Source organism: Pseudomonas haemolytica, assembly GCF_009659625.1.
GTDB classification, from domain to species: Bacteria; Pseudomonadota; Gammaproteobacteria; order Pseudomonadales; family Pseudomonadaceae; genus Aquipseudomonas; species Aquipseudomonas haemolytica.
The window spans coordinates 58,044-80,495 of sequence record NZ_VOIW01000011.1; the positions used below are offsets into that span (position 1 = coordinate 58,044).

The 22,452-nt window shown below is 54.9% G+C and carries 20 protein-coding genes, 4 tRNA genes and 1 rRNA gene; all 25 read right to left on the reverse strand.

Going from position 1 to position 22,452, the window contains the following annotated elements; translation table 11 throughout:
* Positions 1-14 precede the first annotated feature (14 nt).
* A complete protein-coding gene (gene rplB, locus FRT59_RS26560) occupies positions 15-839 on the reverse strand; it encodes a 50S ribosomal protein L2 (RefSeq protein WP_003210080.1) in 825 nt (274 codons plus the stop codon).
* A 14-nt stretch (positions 840-853) separates the two neighbouring features.
* Positions 854-1,153 carry a 50S ribosomal protein L23 gene (rplW, locus tag FRT59_RS26565; protein WP_002555488.1) on the reverse strand — a complete coding sequence of 100 codons (300 nt, stop codon included), beginning with the start codon at positions 1,151-1,153 and terminating at the stop codon, positions 854-856.
* Positions 1,150-1,752 (reverse strand): 50S ribosomal protein L4, encoded by a 603-nt coding sequence (gene rplD / locus FRT59_RS26570; protein WP_003176424.1) that lies wholly within the window; start codon positions 1,750-1,752, stop codon positions 1,150-1,152. The genes rplW and rplD overlap by 4 nt, the downstream gene beginning before the upstream one ends.
* 12 nt (positions 1,753-1,764) lie before the next feature.
* Positions 1,765-2,400 (reverse strand): 50S ribosomal protein L3, encoded by a 636-nt coding sequence (gene rplC / locus FRT59_RS26575; protein ID WP_003194649.1) that lies wholly within the window; start codon positions 2,398-2,400, stop codon positions 1,765-1,767.
* Between the two features lie 81 nt (positions 2,401-2,481).
* Positions 2,482-2,793 (reverse strand): 30S ribosomal protein S10, encoded by a 312-nt coding sequence (rpsJ, locus tag FRT59_RS26580; RefSeq protein WP_003186070.1) that lies wholly within the window; start codon positions 2,791-2,793, stop codon positions 2,482-2,484.
* Between the two features lie 158 nt (positions 2,794-2,951).
* Positions 2,952-4,145, reverse strand: coding sequence for an elongation factor Tu (gene tuf / locus FRT59_RS26585; protein WP_003176426.1), 1,194 nt, complete (start codon positions 4,143-4,145; stop codon positions 2,952-2,954).
* Between the two features lie 30 nt (positions 4,146-4,175).
* The gene (gene fusA / locus FRT59_RS26590) at positions 4,176-6,281 is read right to left on the reverse strand and encodes an elongation factor G (protein ID WP_034116049.1); all 2,106 of its coding nucleotides are present in this window, start codon (positions 6,279-6,281) and stop codon (positions 4,176-4,178) included.
* 30 nt (positions 6,282-6,311) lie between these two features.
* A complete protein-coding gene (rpsG, locus tag FRT59_RS26595) occupies positions 6,312-6,782 on the reverse strand; it encodes a 30S ribosomal protein S7 (protein ID WP_002555493.1) in 471 nt (156 codons plus the stop codon).
* A gap of 117 nt (positions 6,783-6,899) precedes the next feature.
* Positions 6,900-7,271, reverse strand: coding sequence for a 30S ribosomal protein S12 (rpsL, locus tag FRT59_RS26600; RefSeq protein WP_002555494.1), 372 nt, complete (start codon positions 7,269-7,271; stop codon positions 6,900-6,902).
* 216 nt (positions 7,272-7,487) lie between these two features.
* Positions 7,488-11,687 (reverse strand): DNA-directed RNA polymerase subunit beta', encoded by a 4,200-nt coding sequence (rpoC, locus tag FRT59_RS26605; protein ID WP_034116050.1) that lies wholly within the window; start codon positions 11,685-11,687, stop codon positions 7,488-7,490.
* 64 nt (positions 11,688-11,751) lie between these two features.
* Positions 11,752-15,825 (reverse strand): DNA-directed RNA polymerase subunit beta, encoded by a 4,074-nt coding sequence (rpoB, locus tag FRT59_RS26610; RefSeq protein ID WP_034116051.1) that lies wholly within the window; start codon positions 15,823-15,825, stop codon positions 11,752-11,754.
* A gap of 220 nt (positions 15,826-16,045) precedes the next feature.
* Positions 16,046-16,411: a 50S ribosomal protein L7/L12 gene (gene rplL / locus FRT59_RS26615; RefSeq protein WP_003210093.1), complete on the reverse strand. Its 366-nt coding sequence runs from the start codon at positions 16,409-16,411 to the stop codon at positions 16,046-16,048.
* Positions 16,412-16,489: 78 nt separating this feature from the next.
* Positions 16,490-16,990, reverse strand: a complete 501-nt coding sequence (rplJ, locus tag FRT59_RS26620) for a 50S ribosomal protein L10 (RefSeq protein WP_003176433.1) — start codon at positions 16,988-16,990, stop codon at positions 16,490-16,492.
* 198 nt (positions 16,991-17,188) lie between these two features.
* Entirely contained in the window at positions 17,189-17,884 is a 696-nt protein-coding gene (gene rplA / locus FRT59_RS26625; RefSeq protein WP_003232403.1) for a 50S ribosomal protein L1, read from the reverse strand.
* On the reverse strand, positions 17,884-18,315 hold the full coding sequence (gene rplK / locus FRT59_RS26630; RefSeq protein ID WP_003176435.1) for a 50S ribosomal protein L11: 432 nt from the start codon (positions 18,313-18,315) through the stop codon (positions 17,884-17,886). The genes rplA and rplK overlap by 1 nt, the downstream gene beginning before the upstream one ends.
* A gap of 117 nt (positions 18,316-18,432) precedes the next feature.
* Positions 18,433-18,966 (reverse strand): transcription termination/antitermination protein NusG, encoded by a 534-nt coding sequence (gene nusG, locus FRT59_RS26635; protein ID WP_003176436.1) that lies wholly within the window; start codon positions 18,964-18,966, stop codon positions 18,433-18,435.
* Positions 18,967-18,975: 9 nt separating this feature from the next.
* Positions 18,976-19,344, reverse strand: a complete 369-nt coding sequence (gene secE, locus FRT59_RS26640; RefSeq protein WP_003194658.1) for a preprotein translocase subunit SecE — start codon at positions 19,342-19,344, stop codon at positions 18,976-18,978.
* Positions 19,345-19,389: 45 nt separating this feature from the next.
* Positions 19,390-19,465 (reverse strand) — tRNA-Trp (locus tag FRT59_RS26645).
* A 163-nt stretch (positions 19,466-19,628) separates the two neighbouring features.
* Positions 19,629-19,704, reverse strand: a tRNA-Thr gene (locus FRT59_RS26650).
* Positions 19,705-19,730: 26 nt separating this feature from the next.
* A tRNA-Gly gene (locus tag FRT59_RS26655) sits at positions 19,731-19,804 on the reverse strand.
* A gap of 24 nt (positions 19,805-19,828) precedes the next feature.
* Positions 19,829-19,913: transfer RNA gene (locus FRT59_RS26660), tRNA-Tyr, on the reverse strand.
* A gap of 141 nt (positions 19,914-20,054) precedes the next feature.
* Positions 20,055-20,501, reverse strand: coding sequence for a hypothetical protein (locus tag FRT59_RS26665; RefSeq protein WP_034116052.1), 447 nt, complete (start codon positions 20,499-20,501; stop codon positions 20,055-20,057).
* A gap of 7 nt (positions 20,502-20,508) precedes the next feature.
* On the reverse strand, positions 20,509-21,258 hold the full coding sequence (locus FRT59_RS26670; RefSeq protein ID WP_153872794.1) for a pantothenate kinase: 750 nt from the start codon (positions 21,256-21,258) through the stop codon (positions 20,509-20,511).
* Positions 21,248-22,207, reverse strand: a complete 960-nt coding sequence (gene birA / locus FRT59_RS26675) for a bifunctional biotin--[acetyl-CoA-carboxylase] ligase/biotin operon repressor BirA (protein ID WP_034116054.1) — start codon at positions 22,205-22,207, stop codon at positions 21,248-21,250. The genes FRT59_RS26670 and birA overlap by 11 nt, the downstream gene beginning before the upstream one ends.
* Before the next feature lie 163 nt (positions 22,208-22,370).
* Positions 22,371-22,452 (reverse strand): 5S ribosomal RNA (gene rrf / locus FRT59_RS27645); the annotation flags it as partial.

A 22,452-nucleotide genomic window follows, 5' to 3' on the forward strand; every position in this document is an offset into this window, starting at 1 on the left:
TCGTATCCCTCTATTTACTTGCGACGACGGACGATCATTTTGTCGGTACGCTTATTACCACGAGTCTTCGCGCCCTTAGTCGGGAAGCCCCATGGCGATACCGGATGACGACCACCAGAGGTACGACCTTCACCACCACCGTGTGGGTGGTCAACCGGGTTCATGGCAACACCACGAACGGTTGGGCGAACGCCACGCCAGCGTTTGGCACCAGCTTTACCCAGCGAACGCAGGCTGTGCTCGGAGTTCGAGACTTCACCCAGGGTCGCGCGGCATTCAGCCAGCACTTTACGCATCTCACCAGAACGCAGACGCAGGGTCACGTAGACACCTTCACGAGCGATCAGCTGAGCCGAAGCACCAGCGGAACGAGCGATTTGCGCGCCTTTACCTGGCTTCAATTCGATGCCGTGTACGGTGCTACCAACTGGAATGTTGCGCAGTTGAAGAGCGTTGCCCGGCTTGATCGGTGCCAAGGCACCTGCGATCAGCTGGTCGCCAGCGCTCACGCCTTTAGGGGCGATGATGTAGCGACGCTCGCCATCTGCGTACAGCAGCAGAGCGATGTGAGCAGTACGGTTTGGATCGTATTCGATACGCTCGACAGTGGCAGCGATGCCATCTTTGTCGTTGCGACGGAAATCGACCAGACGATAATGCTGCTTATGGCCACCACCGATGTGACGAGTGGTAATACGACCATTGTTGTTACGACCACCAGTCTTCGATTTTTTCTCGAGCAGCGGTGCGTGAGGAGCGCCTTTATGCAGCTCCTGGTTGACCACCTTGACCACAAAACGGCGGCCAGGGGAAGTCGGTTTGCATTTAACGATTGCCATGATGCACCCCTTCCTTACTCAGCACTGCTGCTGAAATCGAGATCTTGGCCTGGCTGAAGGGAGATAACTGCCTTCTTCCAGTCATTACGCTTGCCCAGACCGCGAGCAGTGCGCTTGCTCTTACCCAGAACATTCAGGGTAGTAACACGCTCTACTTTCACGCTGAACAGGCTTTCGACGGCCTTCTTGATTTCCAGCTTGGTTGCGTCAGTTGCAACCTTGAAAACGAACTGGCCTTTCTTGTCAGCCAGAACCGTAGCCTTTTCGGAAACGTGCGGGCCAAGCAGAACTTTAAATACGCGTTCCTGGTTCATCCCAGCAGCTCCTCGAATTTCTTCACGGCCGACACGGTGATCAACACCTTGTCGTATGCGATCAGACTAACTGGATCGGAACCTTGCACGTCACGTACATCAACGTGTGGCAGGTTGCGAGCAGCCAGGTACAGGTTCTGATCAACAGCTTCAGACACGATCAAAACGTCGGTCAGGCTCATGTTGTTCAGTTTGCCCAGCAGATCTTTGGTTTTTGGACTTTCAACAGCGAAGTCCTGAACCACGACCAGACGATCAGTACGCACGAGTTCAGCAAGGATGGAGCGCAGAGCTGCGCGGTACATCTTCTTGTTGAGCTTCTGCGAGTGATCCTGTGGACGAGCTGCGAAAGTGGTACCACCGCCACGCCAGATTGGGCTACGGATAGTACCGGCACGAGCACGGCCAGTACCTTTCTGACGCCAAGGGCGCTTACCGCCACCACGAACGTCGGAACGGGTCTTTTGCTGCTTGCTACCTTGACGGCCGCCGGCCATGTAGGCCACGACTGCTTGGTGAACGAGCGTCTCGTTGAATTCGCCGCCAAATGTCAGTTCGGAAACTTCGATCGCTTGAGCGTCATTTACATTTAATTGCATGTCAGCTTCCCCTTAACCGCGAGCCTTGGCCGCTGGACGTACAACCAGGTTGCCGCCAGTAGCGCCAGGAACAGCACCCTTGACCAACAACAGATTGCGTTCAGCGTCGACGCGCACTACTTCGAGGGACTGCACGGTCACGCGCTCAGCGCCCATATGACCGGACATTTTTTTGCCCTTGAATACACGACCAGGAGTCTGGCACTGGCCAATAGAGCCCGGGACGCGGTGGGAGACGGAGTTACCGTGAGTGTTGTCTTGGCCACGGAAATTCCAACGCTTGATCGTACCCTGGAAGCCTTTACCTTTGGACTGACCGGTTACATCAACCAGTTGACCAGCAGCGAAGATTTCAGCGTTGATCAGATCGCCAGCCTGGTAGTCACCATCTTCAAGACGGAACTCCATGACAGTACGACCAGCTGCAACGTTTGCTTTAGCGAAGTGACCTGCTTGAGCAGCAGTCACGCGCGAAGCACGACGCTCACCGACAGTGACTTGCACTGCCCGATAGCCATCGGTCTCTTCAGTTTTGAACTGGGTGACGCGATTCGGCTCGATCTCAATGACCGTGACCGGAATGGAGACACCTTCTTCGGTGAAAATACGGGTCATACCGCATTTACGACCGACTACACCAATAGTCATGTTGTAAACCTCATGAGTGTACGGGGCTTTCACCCGCTATGGCCGCCCATTTCAGAGCGTTACACGACTAAGACCCAAGTCTTAGCCGAGGCTGATCTGTACTTCCACACCGGCCGCCAGATCAAGCTTCATAAGAGCATCAACGGTTTTATCCGTTGGCTGGACGATGTCCAGTACGCGCTTATGAGTACGGATCTCGTACTGGTCACGCGCGTCTTTGTTGACGTGCGGGGAGACCAGAACGGTGAACCGCTCTTTACGGGTAGGCAGTGGAATTGGACCACGCACTTGAGCACCAGTACGTTTCGCGGTTTCCACGATTTCCTGGGTGGATTGGTCGATCAGGCGATGGTCAAAAGCCTTCAACCTGATACGGATTTGCTGATTTTGCATTGGATTTCAGACTCCGGCTGCTATTCCCAGCGAGCGCAATACGCCCGTTAAAAGGAGGCGCAATTCTATAGACGCCCCAGATAGGTGTCAACCCAATAAAAAAGGCCCCCGCTAAGCGGGGGCCTTCTCAAAAAATCGAGCTATCTCAGAAGAGATAATTACTCGATGATTTTAGCTACAACGCCAGCACCAACGGTGCGGCCGCCTTCACGGATAGCGAAGCGCAGACCGTCTTCCATTGCGATGGTTTTGATCAGGGTAACAACCATTTTGATGTTGTCGCCTGGCATAACCATTTCAACGCCTTCCGGCAGTTCGCAGTTACCAGTCACGTCAGTAGTACGGAAGTAGAACTGTGGACGGTAGCCTTTGAAGAACGGAGTGTGACGGCCGCCTTCTTCTTTGCTCAGCACGTACACTTCAGCTTCGAACTTGGTGTGCGGCTTAACCGAACCTGGCTTAACCAGAACCTGGCCACGCTCAACGTCGTCACGCTTGGTACCACGCAGCAGAACGCCGCAGTTCTCGCCAGCACGACCTTCGTCGAGCAGTTTACGGAACATTTCAACACCGGTGCAGGTGGTGACGGTAGTGTCACGCAGACCAACGATTTCCAGTGGATCCTGAACCTTAACGATACCGCGCTCGATACGACCAGTTACAACAGTACCGCGACCGGAGATCGAGAATACGTCTTCGATTGGCATCAGGAACGGCTTGTCGATAACACGGACTGGATCTGGGATGTAGCTGTCCAGAGTCTCAACCAGTTTACGAACGGACGTGGTGCCCATTTCGTTATCGTCTTTGCCTTCCAGAGCCATACGAGCAGAACCGATGATGATCGGAGTGTCGTCACCTGGGAAGTCGTAAGTGCTCAGCAGATCGCGCACTTCCATCTCAACCAGTTCCAGCAGCTCAGCGTCGTCTACCAGGTCAGCCTTGTTCAGGTAAACCACGATGTACGGAACGCCTACCTGACGGGACAGCAGGATGTGCTCACGGGTTTGTGGCATCGGACCATCAGCGGCCGAGCAAACCAGGATTGCGCCGTCCATCTGAGCAGCACCGGTGATCATGTTCTTCACATAGTCAGCGTGACCTGGGCAGTCAACGTGAGCGTAGTGACGGATCAGCGAGTTGTATTCAACGTGCGCGGTGTTGATGGTGATACCACGAGCTTTCTCTTCTGGTGCGCTGTCGATTTTATCAAAATCAACGATTGCGGAACCGAATACTTCGGAGCAAACGCGAGTCAGAGCAGCAGTCAGAGTGGTTTTACCGTGGTCAACGTGACCGATGGTGCCAACGTTGACGTGCGGTAGGGAACGATCAAATTTTTCTTTAGCCACGACAATTAACTCCTTGCCTAAAGGACTGAATCAGCCTTGTTTTTTGGATACAGTTTCAGCGATGTGCGCCGGAGCTGTGTTGTATTTTTTGAATTCCATAGAGTAGCTTGCGCGACCCTGGGACATGGAGCGAACGTCGGTCGCATAACCGAACATCTCACCCAACGGAACCTCGGCGCGAATCACTTTGCCGGAAACCGTGTCTTCCATACCCAAGATCATGCCGCGACGACGGTTAAGGTCGCCCATGACATCACCCATATAGTCTTCAGGTGTAACAACTTCTACCGCCATGATTGGCTCAAGCAACTCACCACCGCCCTTCTGGGCCAGTTGCTTGGTTGCCATGGAAGCAGCCACCTTAAACGCCATCTCGTTGGAGTCGACGTCGTGGTAAGAACCGTCAAAAACGGTTGCTTTCAGGCCGATCAGCGGATAGCCGGCAACAACACCGTTCTTCATCTGCTCTTCGATACCCTTCTGGATAGCAGGGATGTATTCCTTAGGAACAACACCACCCACTACTTCGTTCACGAATTGCAGACCTTCCTGACCTTCGTCAGCAGGAGCAAAACGGATCCAGCAGTGACCGAACTGACCACGACCGCCGGACTGACGAACGAACTTGCCTTCGATTTCACAGTTCTTCGTGATGCGCTCACGATAGGAAACCTGAGGCTTACCGATGTTGGCTTCGACGTTGAACTCACGGCGCATCCGGTCAACCAGGATGTCCAGGTGAAGCTCGCCCATGCCGGAGATGATCGTTTGACCAGTCTCTTCATCAGTCTTGACGCGGAAAGATGGATCTTCCTGAGCAAGTTTGCCCAGAGCGATACCCATTTTTTCCTGGTCATCCTTGGTCTTAGGCTCTACGGCAACCGAAATAACCGGCTCCGGGAAGTCCATGCGAACCAGGATGATTGGCTTGTCAGCGTTGCACAAGGTTTCACCAGTGGTGACGTCCTTCATGCCGATCAAGGCCGCGATGTCACCAGCGCGTACTTCCTTGATCTCTTCGCGGGCGTTTGCGTGCATTTGCACCATACGACCCACGCGCTCTTTCTTGCCTTTGACCGAGTTGATTACGCCGTCGCCGGAGTTCAACACGCCCGAGTAAACGCGAACGAAGGTCAAGGTACCCACGAATGGGTCAGTGGCAATTTTAAATGCCAGAGCGGAGAACGGTTCTGCGTCGTCTGCATGACGCTCCAGCTCGATAGTCTCGTCATCCGGGTCAGTACCCTTGATGGCAGGAATATCTACTGGTGCCGGCAGGTAGTCGATCACAGCATCGAGAACCAGGGGAACGCCCTTGTTCTTGAACGAGGAACCGCAAACAGCCAAGACGATCTCACCAGCGATAGTACGCTGACGCAGAGCAGCCTTGATTTCCGCGTTGGTGAGTTCTTCACCTTCGAGGTACTTGTTCATCAGCTCTTCGCTGGCTTCGGCCGCAGCTTCAACCATGTTGTTACGCCATTCGTCAGCCTGTTCCTGCAGTTCAGCAGGGATAGGCTTGCGAACAGGAACCATACCCTTGTCAGCATCGTTCCAGTAAACAGCTTCCATGGTCAGCAGATCGATCTGGCCTTGGAAGTTGTCTTCGGAACCGATAGCCAACTGGATTGGCACCGGGGTGTGACCCAGACGCTGCTTGATCTGACCGATCACACGCAGGAAGTTCGCACCAGCACGGTCCATCTTGTTTACGTAAACAAGACGTGGAACACCGTATTTGTTGGCTTGACGCCATACGGTTTCCGACTGAGGCTCAACGCCCGAGGTACCGCAGAACACAACGACAGCGCCGTCGAGTACGCGCAGGGAACGCTCAACTTCAATAGTGAAGTCTACGTGGCCCGGGGTATCGATTACGTTGAAGCGGTGCTCGTCTTTGTACTGCTTCTCGGAACCTTTCCAGAAGGCGGTAATAGCAGCAGAAGTAATGGTAATACCACGCTCCTGCTCCTGAACCATCCAGTCTGTGGTCGCGGCGCCATCATGCACCTCGCCCATCTTGTGACTTTTGCCGGTGTAAAACAGTACGCGCTCGGTGGTGGTGGTTTTACCAGCATCCACGTGAGCAACGATACCGATGTTACGGTAGCGGCTAATCGGAGTAGTACGAGCCATAAAGCCCTCGCAAAATTAGTGAAGCTAAGATTAGAAGCGGTAGTGCGAGAAAGCTTTGTTAGCTTCAGCCATACGGTGCACGTCTTCACGCTTCTTAACAGCAGCACCTTTACCTTCAGCAGCGTCCAACAGCTCGCCGGCCAAACGCAGAGCCATAGACTTCTCGCCGCGCTTACGGGCGAAGTCTACCAACCAGCGCATTGCCAGAGCGTTACGACGGGACGGGCGAACTTCGACCGGAACCTGGTAAGTAGCACCGCCTACACGGCGCGACTTCACTTCGACCAGCGGAGCGATGGCGTCGAGAGCTTTCTCGAAGATTTCCAGGGGATCGCTGTTCTTGCGTTCTTTAACCTTTTCCAGCGCGCCATAAACGATACGCTCGGCAACGGCTTTCTTACCGCTTTCCATCACGTGGTTCATGAACTTGGCCAGAATTTGGCTTCCGTATTTTGGATCGTCAAGCACTTCGCGCTTGGCTGCTACGCGTCTTCTTGGCATGGATAAGCCCTCAAACGGTCTTCAGGTTCGCTCGGAATCGGTGCCCTTGCGGGACGCCTCCGACCTTACTCTTATCGACTCAGAAAATAAGATGATTCAGTTTACAAAAAGCCGCTACTACTTAGGCTTCTTGGTACCGTACTTCGAACGACCCTGGTTACGACCTTTAACACCGGAAGTATCCAAGGAGCCGCGTACGGTGTGGTAACGAACACCTGGCAAGTCTTTTACACGACCGCCGCGGATCAGTACCACGCTGTGCTCTTGCAGGTTGTGGCCTTCACCGCCGATGTACGAGGAAACCTCGAAACCGTTGGTCAGACGCACACGGCATACTTTACGCAGTGCCGAGTTAGGTTTTTTCGGCGTAGTGGTATACACGCGAGTGCATACGCCACGACGTTGCGGGCAGTTCTGCAGCGCAGGTACGTCGGATTTCTCGACGATACGCTTACGCGGCTGACGTACCAGCTGGTTGATAGTTGCCATCTACTAGCTCCACTGTTGTCTTGCGACGCTATTGTCTTGCAAGAAAAGCAAAATGGCAGGAACGAATTCCCGCCAAATTTAGGGGTACAAGAGTCTAAAGAGGATCTTGCCCCCAGTCAAGGCAAGGCCCCGACCTCCCCCCTCATCGAACCGGGGCAAAATTGCCTCGATCCGACGAATGGGGCTGCCAGGGCCCAGACTTATCTATCGCAGAACTCAGTTACCGCTAGAGTTCAGCGCTTCGGTCAGTGCAGCTTCCACTTCACTGGCGCTTACGCGCAGCGGTTTGTCAGCTTCACGGCGGCGCTTACGCTCGCTGTGGTAAGCCAAACCGGTACCTGCCGGGATCAGACGACCCACGACTACGTTTTCTTTCAGGCCGCGCAGGTAATCGCGCTTGCCGGTTACCGCTGCTTCGGTCAGTACGCGAGTGGTCTCCTGGAAGGAGGCCGCCGAGATGAACGACTCAGTGGACAGCGACGCCTTGGTGATACCCAGCAGCACACGAGTGAACTTGGAAACGAATTTCTCGTCGCCAGCCAGACGCTCGTTCTCTACTAGTACGTGAGTCAATTCCATCTGGTCGCCCTTGATGAAACTGGAATCGCCGGATTCAGCGATTTCAACTTTACGCAGCATCTGACGCAGGATGGTCTCGATGTGCTTATCGTTGATCTTCACGCCTTGCAGACGGTAAACGTCCTGGATCTCGTTAACGATGTACTTGGCCAGCGCACTCACACCCAGCAGACGCAGGATGTCGTGTGGATCGCTCGGGCCGTCGGAGATAACTTCGCCGCGGTTTACCTGTTCGCCTTCGAAGACGTTCAGGTGACGCCACTTCGGAATCAGCTCTTCATACGGATCGCTACCGTCGTTCGGGGTAATGACCAGGCGGCGCTTGCCCTTGGTCTCTTTACCGAACGCGATGGTGCCGCTGACTTCAGCCAGAATCGACGCTTCTTTCGGACGACGAGCTTCGAACAAGTCGGCAACACGCGGCAGACCACCGGTGATGTCGCGGGTCTTCGAAGTTTCTTGCGGGATACGCGCGATAACATCACCGATCGCGATCTTCGCACCATCCGCTACACCGACCAGGGCGTTGGCTGGCAGGAAGTACTGAGCAATTACGTCAGTGCCTGGCAGCAACAGATCCTTGCCGTTGTCATCGACCATCTTCACGGCAGGACGGATGTCTTTACCGGCAGCTGGACGATCTTTGGCGTCGAGTACTTCAATGTTGGTCATACCGGTCAATTCGTCAGTCTGACGCTTGATCGTGATGCCTTCTTCCATGCCCACGTAGGTCACGGTACCTTTCATTTCGGTAACGATTGGGTGAGTGTGCGGATCCCACTTGGCCACGATTGCGCCAGCGTCGACCTTGTCACCTTCTTTAACCGAAATCACGGCACCGTACGGCAGCTTGTAACGCTCACGCTCACGACCGTAGTCATCAGCGATTGCCAGCTCACCGGAACGGGACACAGCAACCAGGCAACCATCCACTCGCTCAACGTGCTTCAGGTTGTGCAGGCGGACGGTACCGCCATTCTTCACCTGAACGCTGTCGGCTGCGGAGGTCCGGCTTGCCGCACCACCGATGTGGAACGTACGCATGGTCAGCTGGGTACCCGGCTCACCGATGGACTGGGCAGCGATAACGCCGACCGCTTCACCGATGTTCACCTGGTGACCACGAGCCAAGTCACGGCCGTAGCACTTGGCGCAAATGCCATAGCGGGTTTCACAGCTGATCGGCGAGCGAACAATCACTTCGTCGATGCTGTTGAGTTCGATGAACTCGACCCACTTCTCATCGACCAGGGTGCCGGCAGGAACGATAATTTCCTCGGTACCTGGCTTGAATACGTCACGGGCAATAACACGGCCCAATACGCGCTCACCCAGCGGCTCTACAACGTCACCGCCTTCAATGTGCGGAGTCATCAGCAAGCCGTGCTCGGTGCCGCAATCGATCTCGGTTACAACCAGATCTTGTGCAACGTCTACCAGACGACGAGTCAGGTAACCGGAGTTAGCGGTTTTCAACGCGGTATCCGCCAGACCTTTACGAGCACCGTGAGTGGAGATGAAGTACTGGAGTACACTCAAACCTTCACGGAAGTTCGCAGTAATCGGCGTTTCGATGATGGAACCGTCCGGCTTGGCCATCAGGCCACGCATACCGGCGAGCTGACGGATCTGCGCAGCAGAACCCCGTGCGCCCGAGTCGGCCATCATGTACATCGAGTTGAAGGATTCCTGGTCAACTTCGACGCCATGGCGATCGATGACTTTCTCTTTCGAGAGGTTGGCCATCATTGCCTTGGAAACTTCGTCGTTGGCCTTGGACCAAAGGTCGATCACCTTGTTGTACTTCTCGCCCTGGGTTACCAGGCCGGAGGCGTACTGGCTTTCGATTTCTTTCACTTCGTCGGTAGCAGCACCGATGATGCGAGCTTTTTCATCCGGGATAACGAAGTCGTTAACACCGATGGAAACGCCGGAAATAGTCGAGTAAGCAAAACCGGTGTACATCAACTGGTCAGCGAAGATCACGGTCTCTTTCAAACCAACCACGCGGTAGCATTGGTTGATCAGCTTGGAGATCGCCTTTTTCTTCATTGGCAGGTTGACGACGTCGTACGACAGACCTTTTGGCACAACTTGATACAGCAGCGCACGGCCGACAGTAGTGTCGACGATACGGGTACCGGTCACGCTGCCGCCGTCACGGTCGTTGACGGTTTCGTTGATCCGCACTTTGACCTTGGCATGCAGTGCGGCTTCGCCGGCACGGAACACACGGTCAACTTCTTGCAGATCAGCAAACACACGACCTTCGCCCTTGGCGTTGATCGCTTCACGCGTCATGTAGTACAGACCCAATACAACGTCCTGCGACGGAACGATGATTGGCTCACCGTTGGCTGGCGACAGAATGTTGTTGGTCGACATCATCAACGCACGCGCTTCCAACTGAGCTTCCAGTGTCAGCGGTACGTGCACGGCCATTTGGTCGCCGTCGAAGTCGGCGTTGTACGCAGCACAGACCAGAGGGTGCAGCTGGATAGCCTTACCTTCGATCAGTACCGGTTCAAACGCCTGGATACCCAGACGGTGAAGGGTCGGTGCACGGTTGAGGAGAACCGGGTGTTCGCGAATCACTTCAGCGAGAACGTCCCAAACTTCTGGCAGTTCGCGCTCGACCATTTTCTTGGCCGCTTTGATGGTGGTCGCGAGACCGCGCATTTCCAGCTTGCCAAAGATGAACGGCTTGAACAGCTCAAGTGCCATCTTCTTAGGCAGACCACACTGGTGCAGACGCAGGGTCGGGCCTACGGTAATTACCGAACGACCGGAGTAGTCAACACGCTTACCGAGCAAGTTCTGACGGAAACGACCTTGCTTACCCTTGATCATGTCAGCCAGGGATTTCAGAGGACGCTTATTCGAACCGGTGATAGCGCGGCCACGACGACCGTTGTCGAGCAAGGCATCGACAGCTTCTTGCAACATACGCTTTTCGTTGCGCACGATGATGTCCGGAGCGGACAGATCAAGCAGGCGCTTCAAGCGGTTGTTACGGTTGATCACGCGGCGGTACAGGTCGTTGAGGTCGGACGTCGCGAAGCGACCACCGTCCAACGGTACCAGCGGACGCAGGTCTGGCGGCAGAACCGGCAGAACGGTCAGCACCATCCACTCTGGCAAGTTGCCGGAACCCTGGAAGGCTTCCATCAACTTCAGACGCTTGGACAGCTTCTTGATCTTGGTTTCGGAGTTGGTTTGCGGAATTTCTTCACGCAGACGGCCAATCTCGTGCTCCAGGTCGATAGCGTGCAGCAGTTCGCGGACAGCTTCGGCACCCATGCGGGCATCGAAATCGTCGCCGAACTCTTCCAGCGCTTCGAAGTACTGCTCGTCGTTCAGCAGCTGACCTTTTTCAAGGGTGGTCATGCCTGGATCGATAACGACATAGCTCTCGAAGTAGAGAACGCGTTCGATATCACGCAGGGTCATGTCCATCAGCAAGCCGATACGGGACGGCAGCGATTTCAGGAACCAGATATGGGCAACCGGCGAAGCCAGTTCGATGTGCGCCATGCGCTCACGACGAACCTTGGCCAATGCAACTTCAACGCCGCACTTCTCGCAGATCACACCACGGTGCTTCAAGCGCTTGTACTTACCGCACAGGCACTCGTAATCCTTTACCGGGCCAAAGATCTTGGCGCAGAACAGGCCGTCACGCTCTGGTTTGAACGTACGGTAGTTAATGGTTTCCGGCTTTTTAACTTCACCGAACGACCACGAACGGATCATCTCAGGCGATGCCAACCCAATACGGATGGCGTCGAACTCTTCGACTTGACCCTGGTTTTTCAGCAAATTCAGTAGGTCTTTCAAGGCCTTTCCTCCTGGCGGAGCAGAGAGCGGGCTAAACAGCCCCGCTCTCGATTCGCGTCACGTGTTATTCGGTTTCCAGATCGATATCGATGCCGAGGGAACGAATTTCTTTGATCAACACGTTGAAGGACTCGGGCATGCCCGGCTCCATACGGTGATCGCCGTCCACGATGTTTTTGTACATCTTGGTACGACCGTTCACATCGTCCGACTTCACTGTGAGCATTTCTTGCAGAGTGTATGCAGCACCGTATGCTTCCAGTGCCCAGACCTCCATCTCCCCGAAACGCTGACCACCGAACTGAGCCTTACCACCCAGCGGCTGCTGGGTAACCAGGCTGTACGAACCGGTAGAACGAGCGTGCATCTTGTCGTCTACCAAGTGGTTCAGCTTCAGCATGTACATGTAGCCAACAGTAACCGGGCGCTCGAACTTGTTGCCGGTACGGCCGTCGAACAGCTGCATCTGGCCGCTTTCTGGCAAGTCTGCCAGTTTCAGCATGGCCTTGATTTCGCTTTCCTTGGCACCGTCGAACACCGGGGTAGCCATTGGAACGCCGCCGCGCAGGTTCTTCGCCAGATCCAGGATTTCCTGGTCGGAGAAGGTGTCCAGCTCTTCGTTGCGGCCGCCGATCTCGTTGTAGATCTCGTGCAGGAACTTACGCAGGTCTGCGACCTTGCGCTGCTCTTCGATCATACGGTTGATCTTCTCGCCCAGACCTTTGGCCGCGAGGCCCAGGTGGGTTTCGAGGATCTGACCAACGTTCATACGCGAAGGTACGCCCAACGGGTTGAGGACAACGTCGACCGGGGTGCCATTGGCATCGTGCGGCATGTCTTCAACCGGCATGATCACGGAGACCACACCCTTGTTACCGTGACGACCGGCCATCTTGTCGCCCGGCTGGATGCGGCGACGGATTGCCAGGTAAACCTTGACGATTTTCAGCACACCTGGAGCCAGGTCATCGCCCTGCTGCAGTTTGCGCTTCTTGTCTTCGAACTTGTCGTCCAGCAGACGGCGACGATCAACGATGTAGGCCTGGGCCTTCTCGAGCTGCTCGTTCAGAGCATCTTCAGCCATGCGCAGTTTGAACCACTGGCCGTGCTCAAGACCGTCGAGGATTTCGTCGGTGATGTCCTGACCTTTCTTCAGGCCTGCGCCGCCTTCGGCCTTGTGGCCTACCAGAGCGGAACGCAGACGTTCGAAGGTCGCGCCTTCAACGATACGGAACTCTTCGTTCAGGTCCTTGCGGATCTCGTCGAGCTGGGTCTTCTCGATGGACAGTGCACGAGCATCACGCTCAACGCCGTCACGGGTGAAGACCTGTACGTCGATGACAGTACCCTTGGTACCGGTAGGTACACGCAGGGAAGTGTCTTTAACGTCGCTGGCTTTTTCACCGAAGATGGCACGCAACAGCTTCTCTTCCGGAGTCAGTTGGGTCTCGCCTTTCGGAGTGACCTTACCTACCAGGATGTCGCCAGCGCCAACTTCAGCACCTACGTAAACGATACCGGCTTCGTCCAGCTTGTTCAGTGCAGCTTCACCCACGTTCGGGATGTCTGCAGTGATTTCCTCTGGCCCAAGCTTGGTGTCACGTGCCACACAGGTCAGTTCCTGAATGTGGATCGTGGTGAAACGGTCTTCCTGAACAACACGCTCGGACAGGCAGATGGAGTCTTCGAAGTTGAAGCCGTTCCACGCCATGAACGCGATGCGCATGTTCTGACCCAGAGCCAGCTCACCCATGTCGGTGGACGGGCCGTCGGCCATGATGTCGCTACGCTGAACGCGATCACCCTTGCTCACCAGCGGACGCTGGTTGATGCAGGTGTTCTGGTTCGAGCGGGTGTATTTGGTCAGGTTGTAGATGTCGACACCGGCTTCGCCAGTTTCAACTTCGTCATCGGCAACACGAACCACGATACGGCTGGCATCAACAGAGTCGATCACGCCGCCACGACGAGCCACGACGCAAACGCCGGAGTCACGGGCTACGTTACGCTCCATGCCGGTACCTACCAGCGGCTTGTCGGCACGCAGGGTCGGTACAGCTTGACGCTGCATGTTGGAACCCATCAACGCACGGTTGGCGTCATCGTGTTCCAGGAACGGGATCAGCGACGCTGCAACCGAAACTACCTGCTTCGGCGAAACGTCCATCAAGGTGACGTCTTCCGGCGCCTTGACGGTGAACTCGTTCAAGTGACGAACAGCTACCAGCTCGTCGATCAGGACTTTCTTGTCGTTCATCGTGGCCGAAGCCTGAGCGATCACGTGATCAGCTTCTTCGATGGCAGACAGGAACACGATCTCGTCGGTGACCAGAGCGTCTTTCACTACGCGGTACGGGCTCTCGAGGAAACCGTACTGGTTAGTGCGCGCATAAGCGGCCAGGGAGTTGATCAGACCGATGTTCGGACCTTCCGGCGTTTCGATCGGGCAAACACGACCGTAGTGCGTCGGGTGAACGTCACGAACTTCAAAGCCAGCACGCTCACGGGTCAGACCGCCCGGGCCCAGTGCGGAAACACGGCGCTTGTGGGTGATCTCGGAGAGCGGGTTGTTCTGGTCCATGAACTGCGAGAGCTGGCTGGAGCCGAAGAACTCTTTCACCGCCGCAGCCACTGGCTTGGCGTTGATCAGGTCTTGCGGCATCAGGCCTTCGCTTTCAGCCATCGACAAACGTTCTTTGACCGCACGCTCAACACGTACCAGGCCAACGCGGAACTGGTTCTCGGCCATTTCGCCTACGCAGCGAACACGACGGTTACCCAGGTGGTCGATGTCATCGACGATGCCTTTACCGTTACGAATGTCGACCAGAGTCTTCAATACCGCGACGATGTCTTCCTTGCACAGCACGCCCGAACCTTCGATCTCGGTACGACCGATACGACGGTTGAACTTCATCCGGCCGACCGCAGACAGGTCATAGCGCTCAGGGCTGAAGAACAGGTTGTTGAACAGGGTCTCGGCAGCGTCTTTGGTTGGCGGCTCGCCAGGACGCATCATGCGATAGATCTCAACCAGCGCTTCCAATTGGTTACTGGTGGAGTCGATCTTCAAGGTGTCGGAGACGAACGGACCGCAATCGATATCGTTGGTGTACAGGGTCTCGATACGAACAACCTGGGCCTTGGCGATTTTTGCCAGGATTTCGGTGTTCAGTTCGGTGTTGCACTCAGCCAGGATTTCGCCTGTCGCTGGATGAACGATGACCTTGGCGGTGGTGCGACCCAGGACGTAGTCCAGAGGCACGTCCAGCGACTTGATACCGGCTTTTTCGATCTGGTTGATGTGGCGCGCAGTAATACGACGACCGGCTTCAACGATGACCTTGCCCTTCTCATCCTGGATATCCAGGACAGCAATTTCACCACGCAGACGCGAAGCAATCAGTTCCAGGCTGAGGGTTTCATCCTTCAGGCTGAATACGTTTGTAGTGTAGAAAGCATCCAGCACTTGCTCAGTGGTATAACCGAGCGCGCGCAGCAGCACCGAGGCCGGCAGCTTGCGACGACGGTCGATACGCACGAATACGCAGTCCTTCGGATCGAACTCGAAGTCCAACCACGAACCGCGGTACGGAATGATCCGCGCGGAGTACAGGAGCTTACCGGAGCTGTGCGTCTTGCCGCGGTCGTGGTCGAAGAACACGCCCGGGGAACGGTGCAGTTGGGAAACGATAACGCGCTCGGTACCGTTGATAACGAAGGTACCGTTTTCAGTCATCAATGGGATTTCGCCCATGTAAACTTCTTGCTCTTTGATGTCCTTGATCGCTTTGTTCGACGATTCTTTGTCGAAAATGATCAGACGGACTTTTACCCGCAAAGGTACGGCGTACGTAACACCGCGCAACACGCATTCTTTGACATCAAATGCCGGTTCGCCCAGGCGATAACCGACGTACTCCAGCGCAGCATTGCCGGAGTAGCTGATGATCGGGAAAACGGATTTGAAGGCCGCATGCAGGCCCACGTCGCGGAACTGATCTTTAGTCGCTCCCGCCTGCAAGAATTCACGATACGAATCCAGCTGGATAGCCAGAAGGTACGGGACATCCATGACGTCCGGCAACTTGCTAAAGTCCTTGCGGATACGTTTTTTCTCAGTATATGAGTAAGCCATCAGCGTTCCCCAGCTTGGTCACCTGCTTGTTTGGCCCCTCCCGACGGGAGCAGCCAGAAAATCTCGCAAACCCCATGGTTTGCACCACCGCATCGGGTGGCTACAGCGCGTTAATGGCGGCGACCGAGTCGACAACCAAGAACGGAAAAAGGCCGGTGGCAAGAGCCACCAGCCATCAGCCTTCAGCTTAACGCTTGGGCTGGAGACGCAAGGTCGATGCTTACTTCAGCTCGACTTTAGCGCCTGCTTCTTCCAGCACTGCTTTAGCTTTGTCAGCGGCGTCTTTCGACACTGCTTCCAGAACCTGGGCAGGAGCGCCGTCAACTACAGCCTTGGCTTCTTTCAGGCCCAGGCCGGTCAGTTCACGAACTGCTTTAATCACGTTTACTTTCTTCTCGCCAGCTTCCAGCAGCATGACGTTGAATTCGGTTTGCTCTTCAGCAGCAACAGCAGCAACAGCTGGGCCAGCGGAAGCAGCGGCAGCGGAAACGCCGAATTTTTCTTCGAAAGCTTTGATCAGCTCAACAACCTGCAGAACCGACATTTCAGCTACGGCGTTGAGGATATCGTCTTGGGAGATAGACATTGCTGTATTTCCTGAATTGGGGGACGGCCTACGCGGCCATCGAAATAAACAAAAAAACGCGAGAGAGGTTGCTGAGCCTTAGGCTGCGGCAGCTTCTTTTTGCTCGCGAACTGCGGCCAGAGTACGAGCCAACTTGCTGGTAGCGCCTTGAATCACGCTCATCAGCTGAGAAATAGCTTCGTTACGGGTCGGCAGTGTTGCCAGTACGTCGATTTGGTTAGCTGCGAGGAACTTGCCCTCGAACGCAGCTGCCTTGATCTCGAACTTATCCTGACTCTTGGCGAACTCTTTGAACAAACGGGCAGCAGCGCCTGGATGATCCTTGGAGAACGCGATCAGAGTCGGGCCGGTGAACACGTCGTTGAGAACACTGTATTCAGTGTCAGCAACAGCGCGCTTGAGCAGGGTGTTACGTACAACACGTACGTATACGCCAGCTTCACGAGCCTCTTTACGGAGTCCGGTCATAGCGCCTACTGTCACACCACGGGCATCAGCCACGACAGCGGACAGAGCAGCTTTGGCAGCCTCGTTGACTTCAGCGACGATGGCCTTCTTGTCTTCGAGATTAATTGCCACGGGTTTAACTCCTGCTTGTTACCGTTTCATCTGGCCGGGGCCGGATGTCGTTTTGGTGTCTGATTCGGTAAGGAACCGGGAGCACCATCTGCGTAGGCTTGTTGGTTTAAGACTTGCGTCGCCTACGGTCTTGGATAGCCCCCGCCAGGCAGGGACCCCAATCTTCAATTAGCGCAATCACTTGCGCCAATTTGTGTCTTATACGTCCAGCGAGCCTTGGTCGATGACCAGACCTGGGCCCATAGTGGTGCTCAGGGTAACGCGCTTGACGTAGATACCTTTCGAGGAAGCAGGCTTGATACGCTTCAGATCAGCGATCAGGGCTTCAACGTTTTCCTTCAGCTTGACGGCGTCGAAGCCGACTTTGCCAACGGAGGTGTGAATGATGCCGTTTTTGTCGGTGCGATAACGAACCTGACCAGCCTTGGCGTTTTTAACCGCGGTAGCTACGTCTGGCGTTACGGTGCCGACCTTAGGGTTAGGCATCAGACCGCGTGGACCCAGGATCTGACCCAGCTGACCTACAACGCGCATTGCATCCGGGGAAGCAATAACTACGTCATAGTTCAGGTCGCCGCCTTTCATTTCGGCAGCCAGGTCGTCCATGCCAACGCGATCAGCGCCGGCGGCCAGAGCAGCTTCAGCTGCCGGGCCTTGGGTGAAGACAGCTACACGTACAGTCTTGCCAGTACCGTGTGGCAGCACAGTTGCGCTACGAACGACCTGGTCGGATTTACGCGGGTCAACACCCAGGTTTACAGCAACGTCAACGGACTCGCTGAACTTGACAGTCGACAGCTCAGTCAGCAGGGCAGCGGCATCTACAAAGTTGTAGGCCTTGCCTGCTTCGATTTTGCCGGCGATAGCCTTTTGGCGCTTGGTCAGCTTAGCCATTACACACCCTCCACGTTAAGGCCCATGCTACGAGCAGAACCGGCGATGGTACGCACGGCTGCATCCATATCAGCTGCAGTCAGATCCGCGTTTTTGGTTTTCGCGATTTCTTCCAGCTGAGCACGAGTTACAGTGCCAACCTTAACGGTGTTAGGACGAGCGGAACCGCTAGTCAGACCAGCAGCCTTCTTCAGCAGAACCGAAGCCGGGGTCGACTTGGTTTCGAAAGTGAAGCTACGGTCGCTGTATACAGTGATGATCACTGGAGTCGGCAGACCTGGCTCAAGACCCTGAGTACGGGCGTTGAAGGCCTTGCAGAATTCCATGATGTTCACACCGTGCTGACCCAAAGCTGGGCCGACGGGTGGGCTTGGGTTGGCCTGAGCGGCCTTCACTTGCAGCTTGATGTAAGCGGTAATCTTCTTGGCCATGAGGCACTCCAATTACGGGTTCAAGCGCCTCGAAAGGCTCCCCGGTTACTTGCGCGTATATCCCAGTGACGACAAAACCCCACAGCCTAAGGCTGCGGGGTTGGGATGCTTGCCCAGCTAGACCTTCTCGACCTGACTGAACTCCAACTCTACCGGAGTAGAGCGACCGAAAATGAGCACTGCCACTTGGATCCGGCTCTTTTCGTAGTTAACTTCTTCGACGGTGCCATTGAAATCAGCAAACGGACCATCCGTAACACGAACAACCTCGCCCGGCTCGAACAACGTCTTCGGCTTAGGCTTGTCGCTACCATCAGCAACGCGACGCAGAATTGCTTCTGCCTCTTTGTCGGTGATCGGAGCAGGCTTATCAGCAGTACCGCCGATGAAACCCATGACACGAGGAGTATCCTTGACCAAGTGCCAAGTACCTTCATTCATGTCCATCTGAACCAGCACGTAGCCAGGAAAGAACTTGCGTTCGCTCTTGCGCTTCTGGCCATTCCGCATTTCAACCACTTCTTCAGTGGGAACCAGAATCTCGCCGAAGCCATCTTCCATGCCTGCGAGCTTTACGCGCTCTAGCAAAGAGCGCATAACATGCTTCTCGTAACCCGAGTAAGCATGCACAACGTACCAACGCTTAGCCACGGGACACCCTTAGCCAACAATCAAGGAAACAAGCCAGCCGAGCAGGGAATCAAGCCCCCACAACAGCAACGCCATAACCAGAACAACAGCCACGACAATCAATGTGGTCTGCGTGGTTTCTTGGCGAGTCGGCCAAACGACTTTACGTATTTCGGTGCGAGCTTCCTTTACCAGGACCGCGAAAGACTTGCCTTTGGCAGTCTGCAGGCCTACAAAGGCAGCTACAGCAGCAAGGGCCAGCAAAGCGAGTACACGGTACAGGATCGGCGAAGCAGAATAATACTGATTGCCAACAACGCCTACGACCACCAATGCGACTACGGCGAGCCACTTGACGAGATCGAAACGAGAGCTTTGAGCTTCAGCCTTAGGAGTCATCTATGAAGATCCTGTGAAAAGAAAGCCAGATACACCACGTGAATCTGGCAGGTCAGGAGGGAATCGAACCCCCAACCTACGGTTTTGGAGACCGTCGCTCTGCCAATTGAGCTACTGACCTAAAACAAAATCAGGCCGACCATTATGCAGGCCTGAAAAAGACTTTACAACAACCAACCCCAACAGACTTGCAATCGACTGACCACTAAAGCCAGTTACAACACGATACAAGCCGAGGCAGCTGTTAAAACAAAGGCAGATATTTTCATATCTGCCTTGTCATATGGAGCTCTTGAGCGGATTTGAACCGCTGACCTCACCCTTACCAAGGGTGTGCTCTACCAACTGAGCTACAAGAGCGAAACACCTTGCACAACCTGCAAACTTGGAGCGGGTAGCGGGAATCGAACCCGCATCATCAGCTTGGAAGGCTGAGGTTCTACCACTAAACTATACCCGCGGAGCTTGCAGCTCACGCTAAAAATGGTGGAGGGGGAAGGATTCGAACCTTCGAAGTCGTAGACGTCAGATTTACAGTCTGATCCCTTTGGCCGCTCGGGAACCCCTCCTAAGCGAGCCGGCATTCTACATCACGCCGGCCTTCTGTCAAGCATTTTCTCATTAAAAATATGAGGTTAGCTGCGTTGACCTCGCTTCGCGCTGTAGCCCTTAAAGGTCTTCACTGCGAAGCGGGCGCCATTCTATGCAAACTATTCGAGAGTTGCAATGCCTTCGCACTGCATTATTTTATGTTTTAACTCATTGAATTCCTTAGCAAGGTTTTCAAAGGGCAGATCTTCAGCCAATCGCCGACTCTCAGGGGCGACACGCAACCAATAACCCGTGGCTTCGGGTGCGCTCAACAATTGAACCTTGACCTTTATATCCAGGCTCGTTAGCCGCTGTTCGACAGAAAGGGCTTGGCGCTGATCGGAGAAACCACCGATGTACAGACAGGTGTTTTGCATATCAGGCACCTTTGCTCGGTCGCGACGAGCCACCGTATCTGCGGATTCACTCAAGAGCCGAATGTCTTGCTGCGCGCCCCGATAGAGGCTCAAAGGCGTGACGTCCTTGGCGCGCAATGGCGCCTCTTGCTGATGCCAGACGTAATAGAAAGCATTGAGGACAAGTAAAAGCAAAAACAGCCAGCGCATAATCACCTCAAGACAAAGGACATGCCATCGCCAGACCCACGAACACCAGGTCAGGCACCAGTCGTGCCTGTGGCGCAGCATCCGAGACCAAGTCAGCATCCCCTCCAGTCAGAAAGACCGTGAAATCTTCACCCCAGTAGCTTCGAGCCAACTCAAGCTGAGTCAGCACGAACCCTCTAAGCATGAGCGTACAACCGCGCTCAACAGCCTCTACAGTCGTCCGGCCAGGAGAAAGGCGCTCCAGAGCTCTCTCAGCCGCTACATCGCCATAGCGTATCTTGCGCGTATGGGTGCGCAGTTGGTTGCGCATAAGCGGCATTCCAGGACAAATAAACCCACCCACATGCTCACCATCCGAGCTAATAAAATCTGCGGTGGCCGCCGTACCAAAATCGAGCACCAGACAAGCGCCAGATGCCAATTTGAATGCACCAAGCATCGCCAACCAGCGATCAAGCCCAAGTCGTTCGAAGTCTTCGTAGCCGTTGCGCACTCCGGCCATCTCTCTCGCAGAGCCAGCACAGGATACGGTAACGCCAAATGCTTCCACCAACGCGACGACTAGCTTATCGGTTTCCTCAAGCGCTCGAACGCTCACTAATCGACAACGCGTGAGCAGAAGACCAGAAAGAGCCGTCAGACCGTCAATCAGTGCAATATCCGAGTCCGCGATGCCTTCCGCAGAAATACTTGCTCCACTCGATTCAAGTACACGCCATTTAATGAAGCTATTTCCACAGTCGAGCTCAAGAATCATCACGCAACCTCAGGCTTAACTCACCACCGCTGTATATTTTCTCAACACCATCGACATCCAAACGCAACGCGCCCTGACGATCCACACCAAGCACCACCCCATCAATCTGGCTGGCGCCCGCAATGAGAGACACAGGCTTACCCTGCCACAAGTGGTGCAGCTCCCACTCTTCTTGCAACCCGGCAAAACCAGCAATCTTATGTCGATCCAGGTAGCTTTGCAGTTGCAACCCCAGGCGCGCCACTAAGTGGTTGCGGTCAACAGGAAAGCCAGTCTCGAGCTGCATCGAGGTCCATTGCTGATCGACCTCATCAGCCTTCTGCATATTTACGTTGATACCTATCCCAAGAACAACGTGACAGATATCTGCAGGATCCCCGACCAACTCAAGCAAGATGCCAGAAATTTTCTTGCACCCAACCAAGACATCATTGGGCCACTTCAAGGCAGCACCCTGCACACCCAACTCACGCAAGACCTGCATCACTGCCAACCCCACGACGAGACTCAAGCCCTCCAACTGTCGCAGACCACCCTCAATACGCAATACGAGGCTGTAATAAACATTTTGCGCAAATGGGCTGATCCATTTGCGACCCCGCCGGCCCCTGCCAGCTGTTTGCTGCTCCGCCACCACTACAAAGGGCGCCGCGCAGTTCGCTGCGACTAGGCGTAAAGCTTCGGCATTGGTGGAATCAATAGAGTCGAAAATGTGAACGGGCCAGGCTAAGGGAGCCGCCCCCAGAGAAATCTGCGCAGCATCCAAGAACACCAGCGGCGTAGCCAACTGATATCCACGACCCCGGACCTTATGAATGGGCAGATTCAGCTCGGCCTCGAGATGCTGGAGCTGCTTCCACACAGCGCTGCGACTGACCCCGAGGGCGGCGCCAAGAGCCTCTCCGGAATGAAATCGACCATCTTTCAGAAGTTTCAACAACATCAGCATGCAGGTATCGCCTCACAATGAGGCACGCATAATAGCCATGCGCAGGGTCATTGCATAGAAAGGCCGTTCGTTAGCACTCAGGGCATGAGCGATGCCTTTTAATATTTTCAAGCGCCCAAAACAAAACCCCAACTGCTTTCGCAATTGGGGTTTCGGAATTTAATCTTGACGATGACCTACTCTCACATGGGGAAACCCCACACTACCATCGGCGATGCATCGTTTCACTACTGAGTTCGGGATGG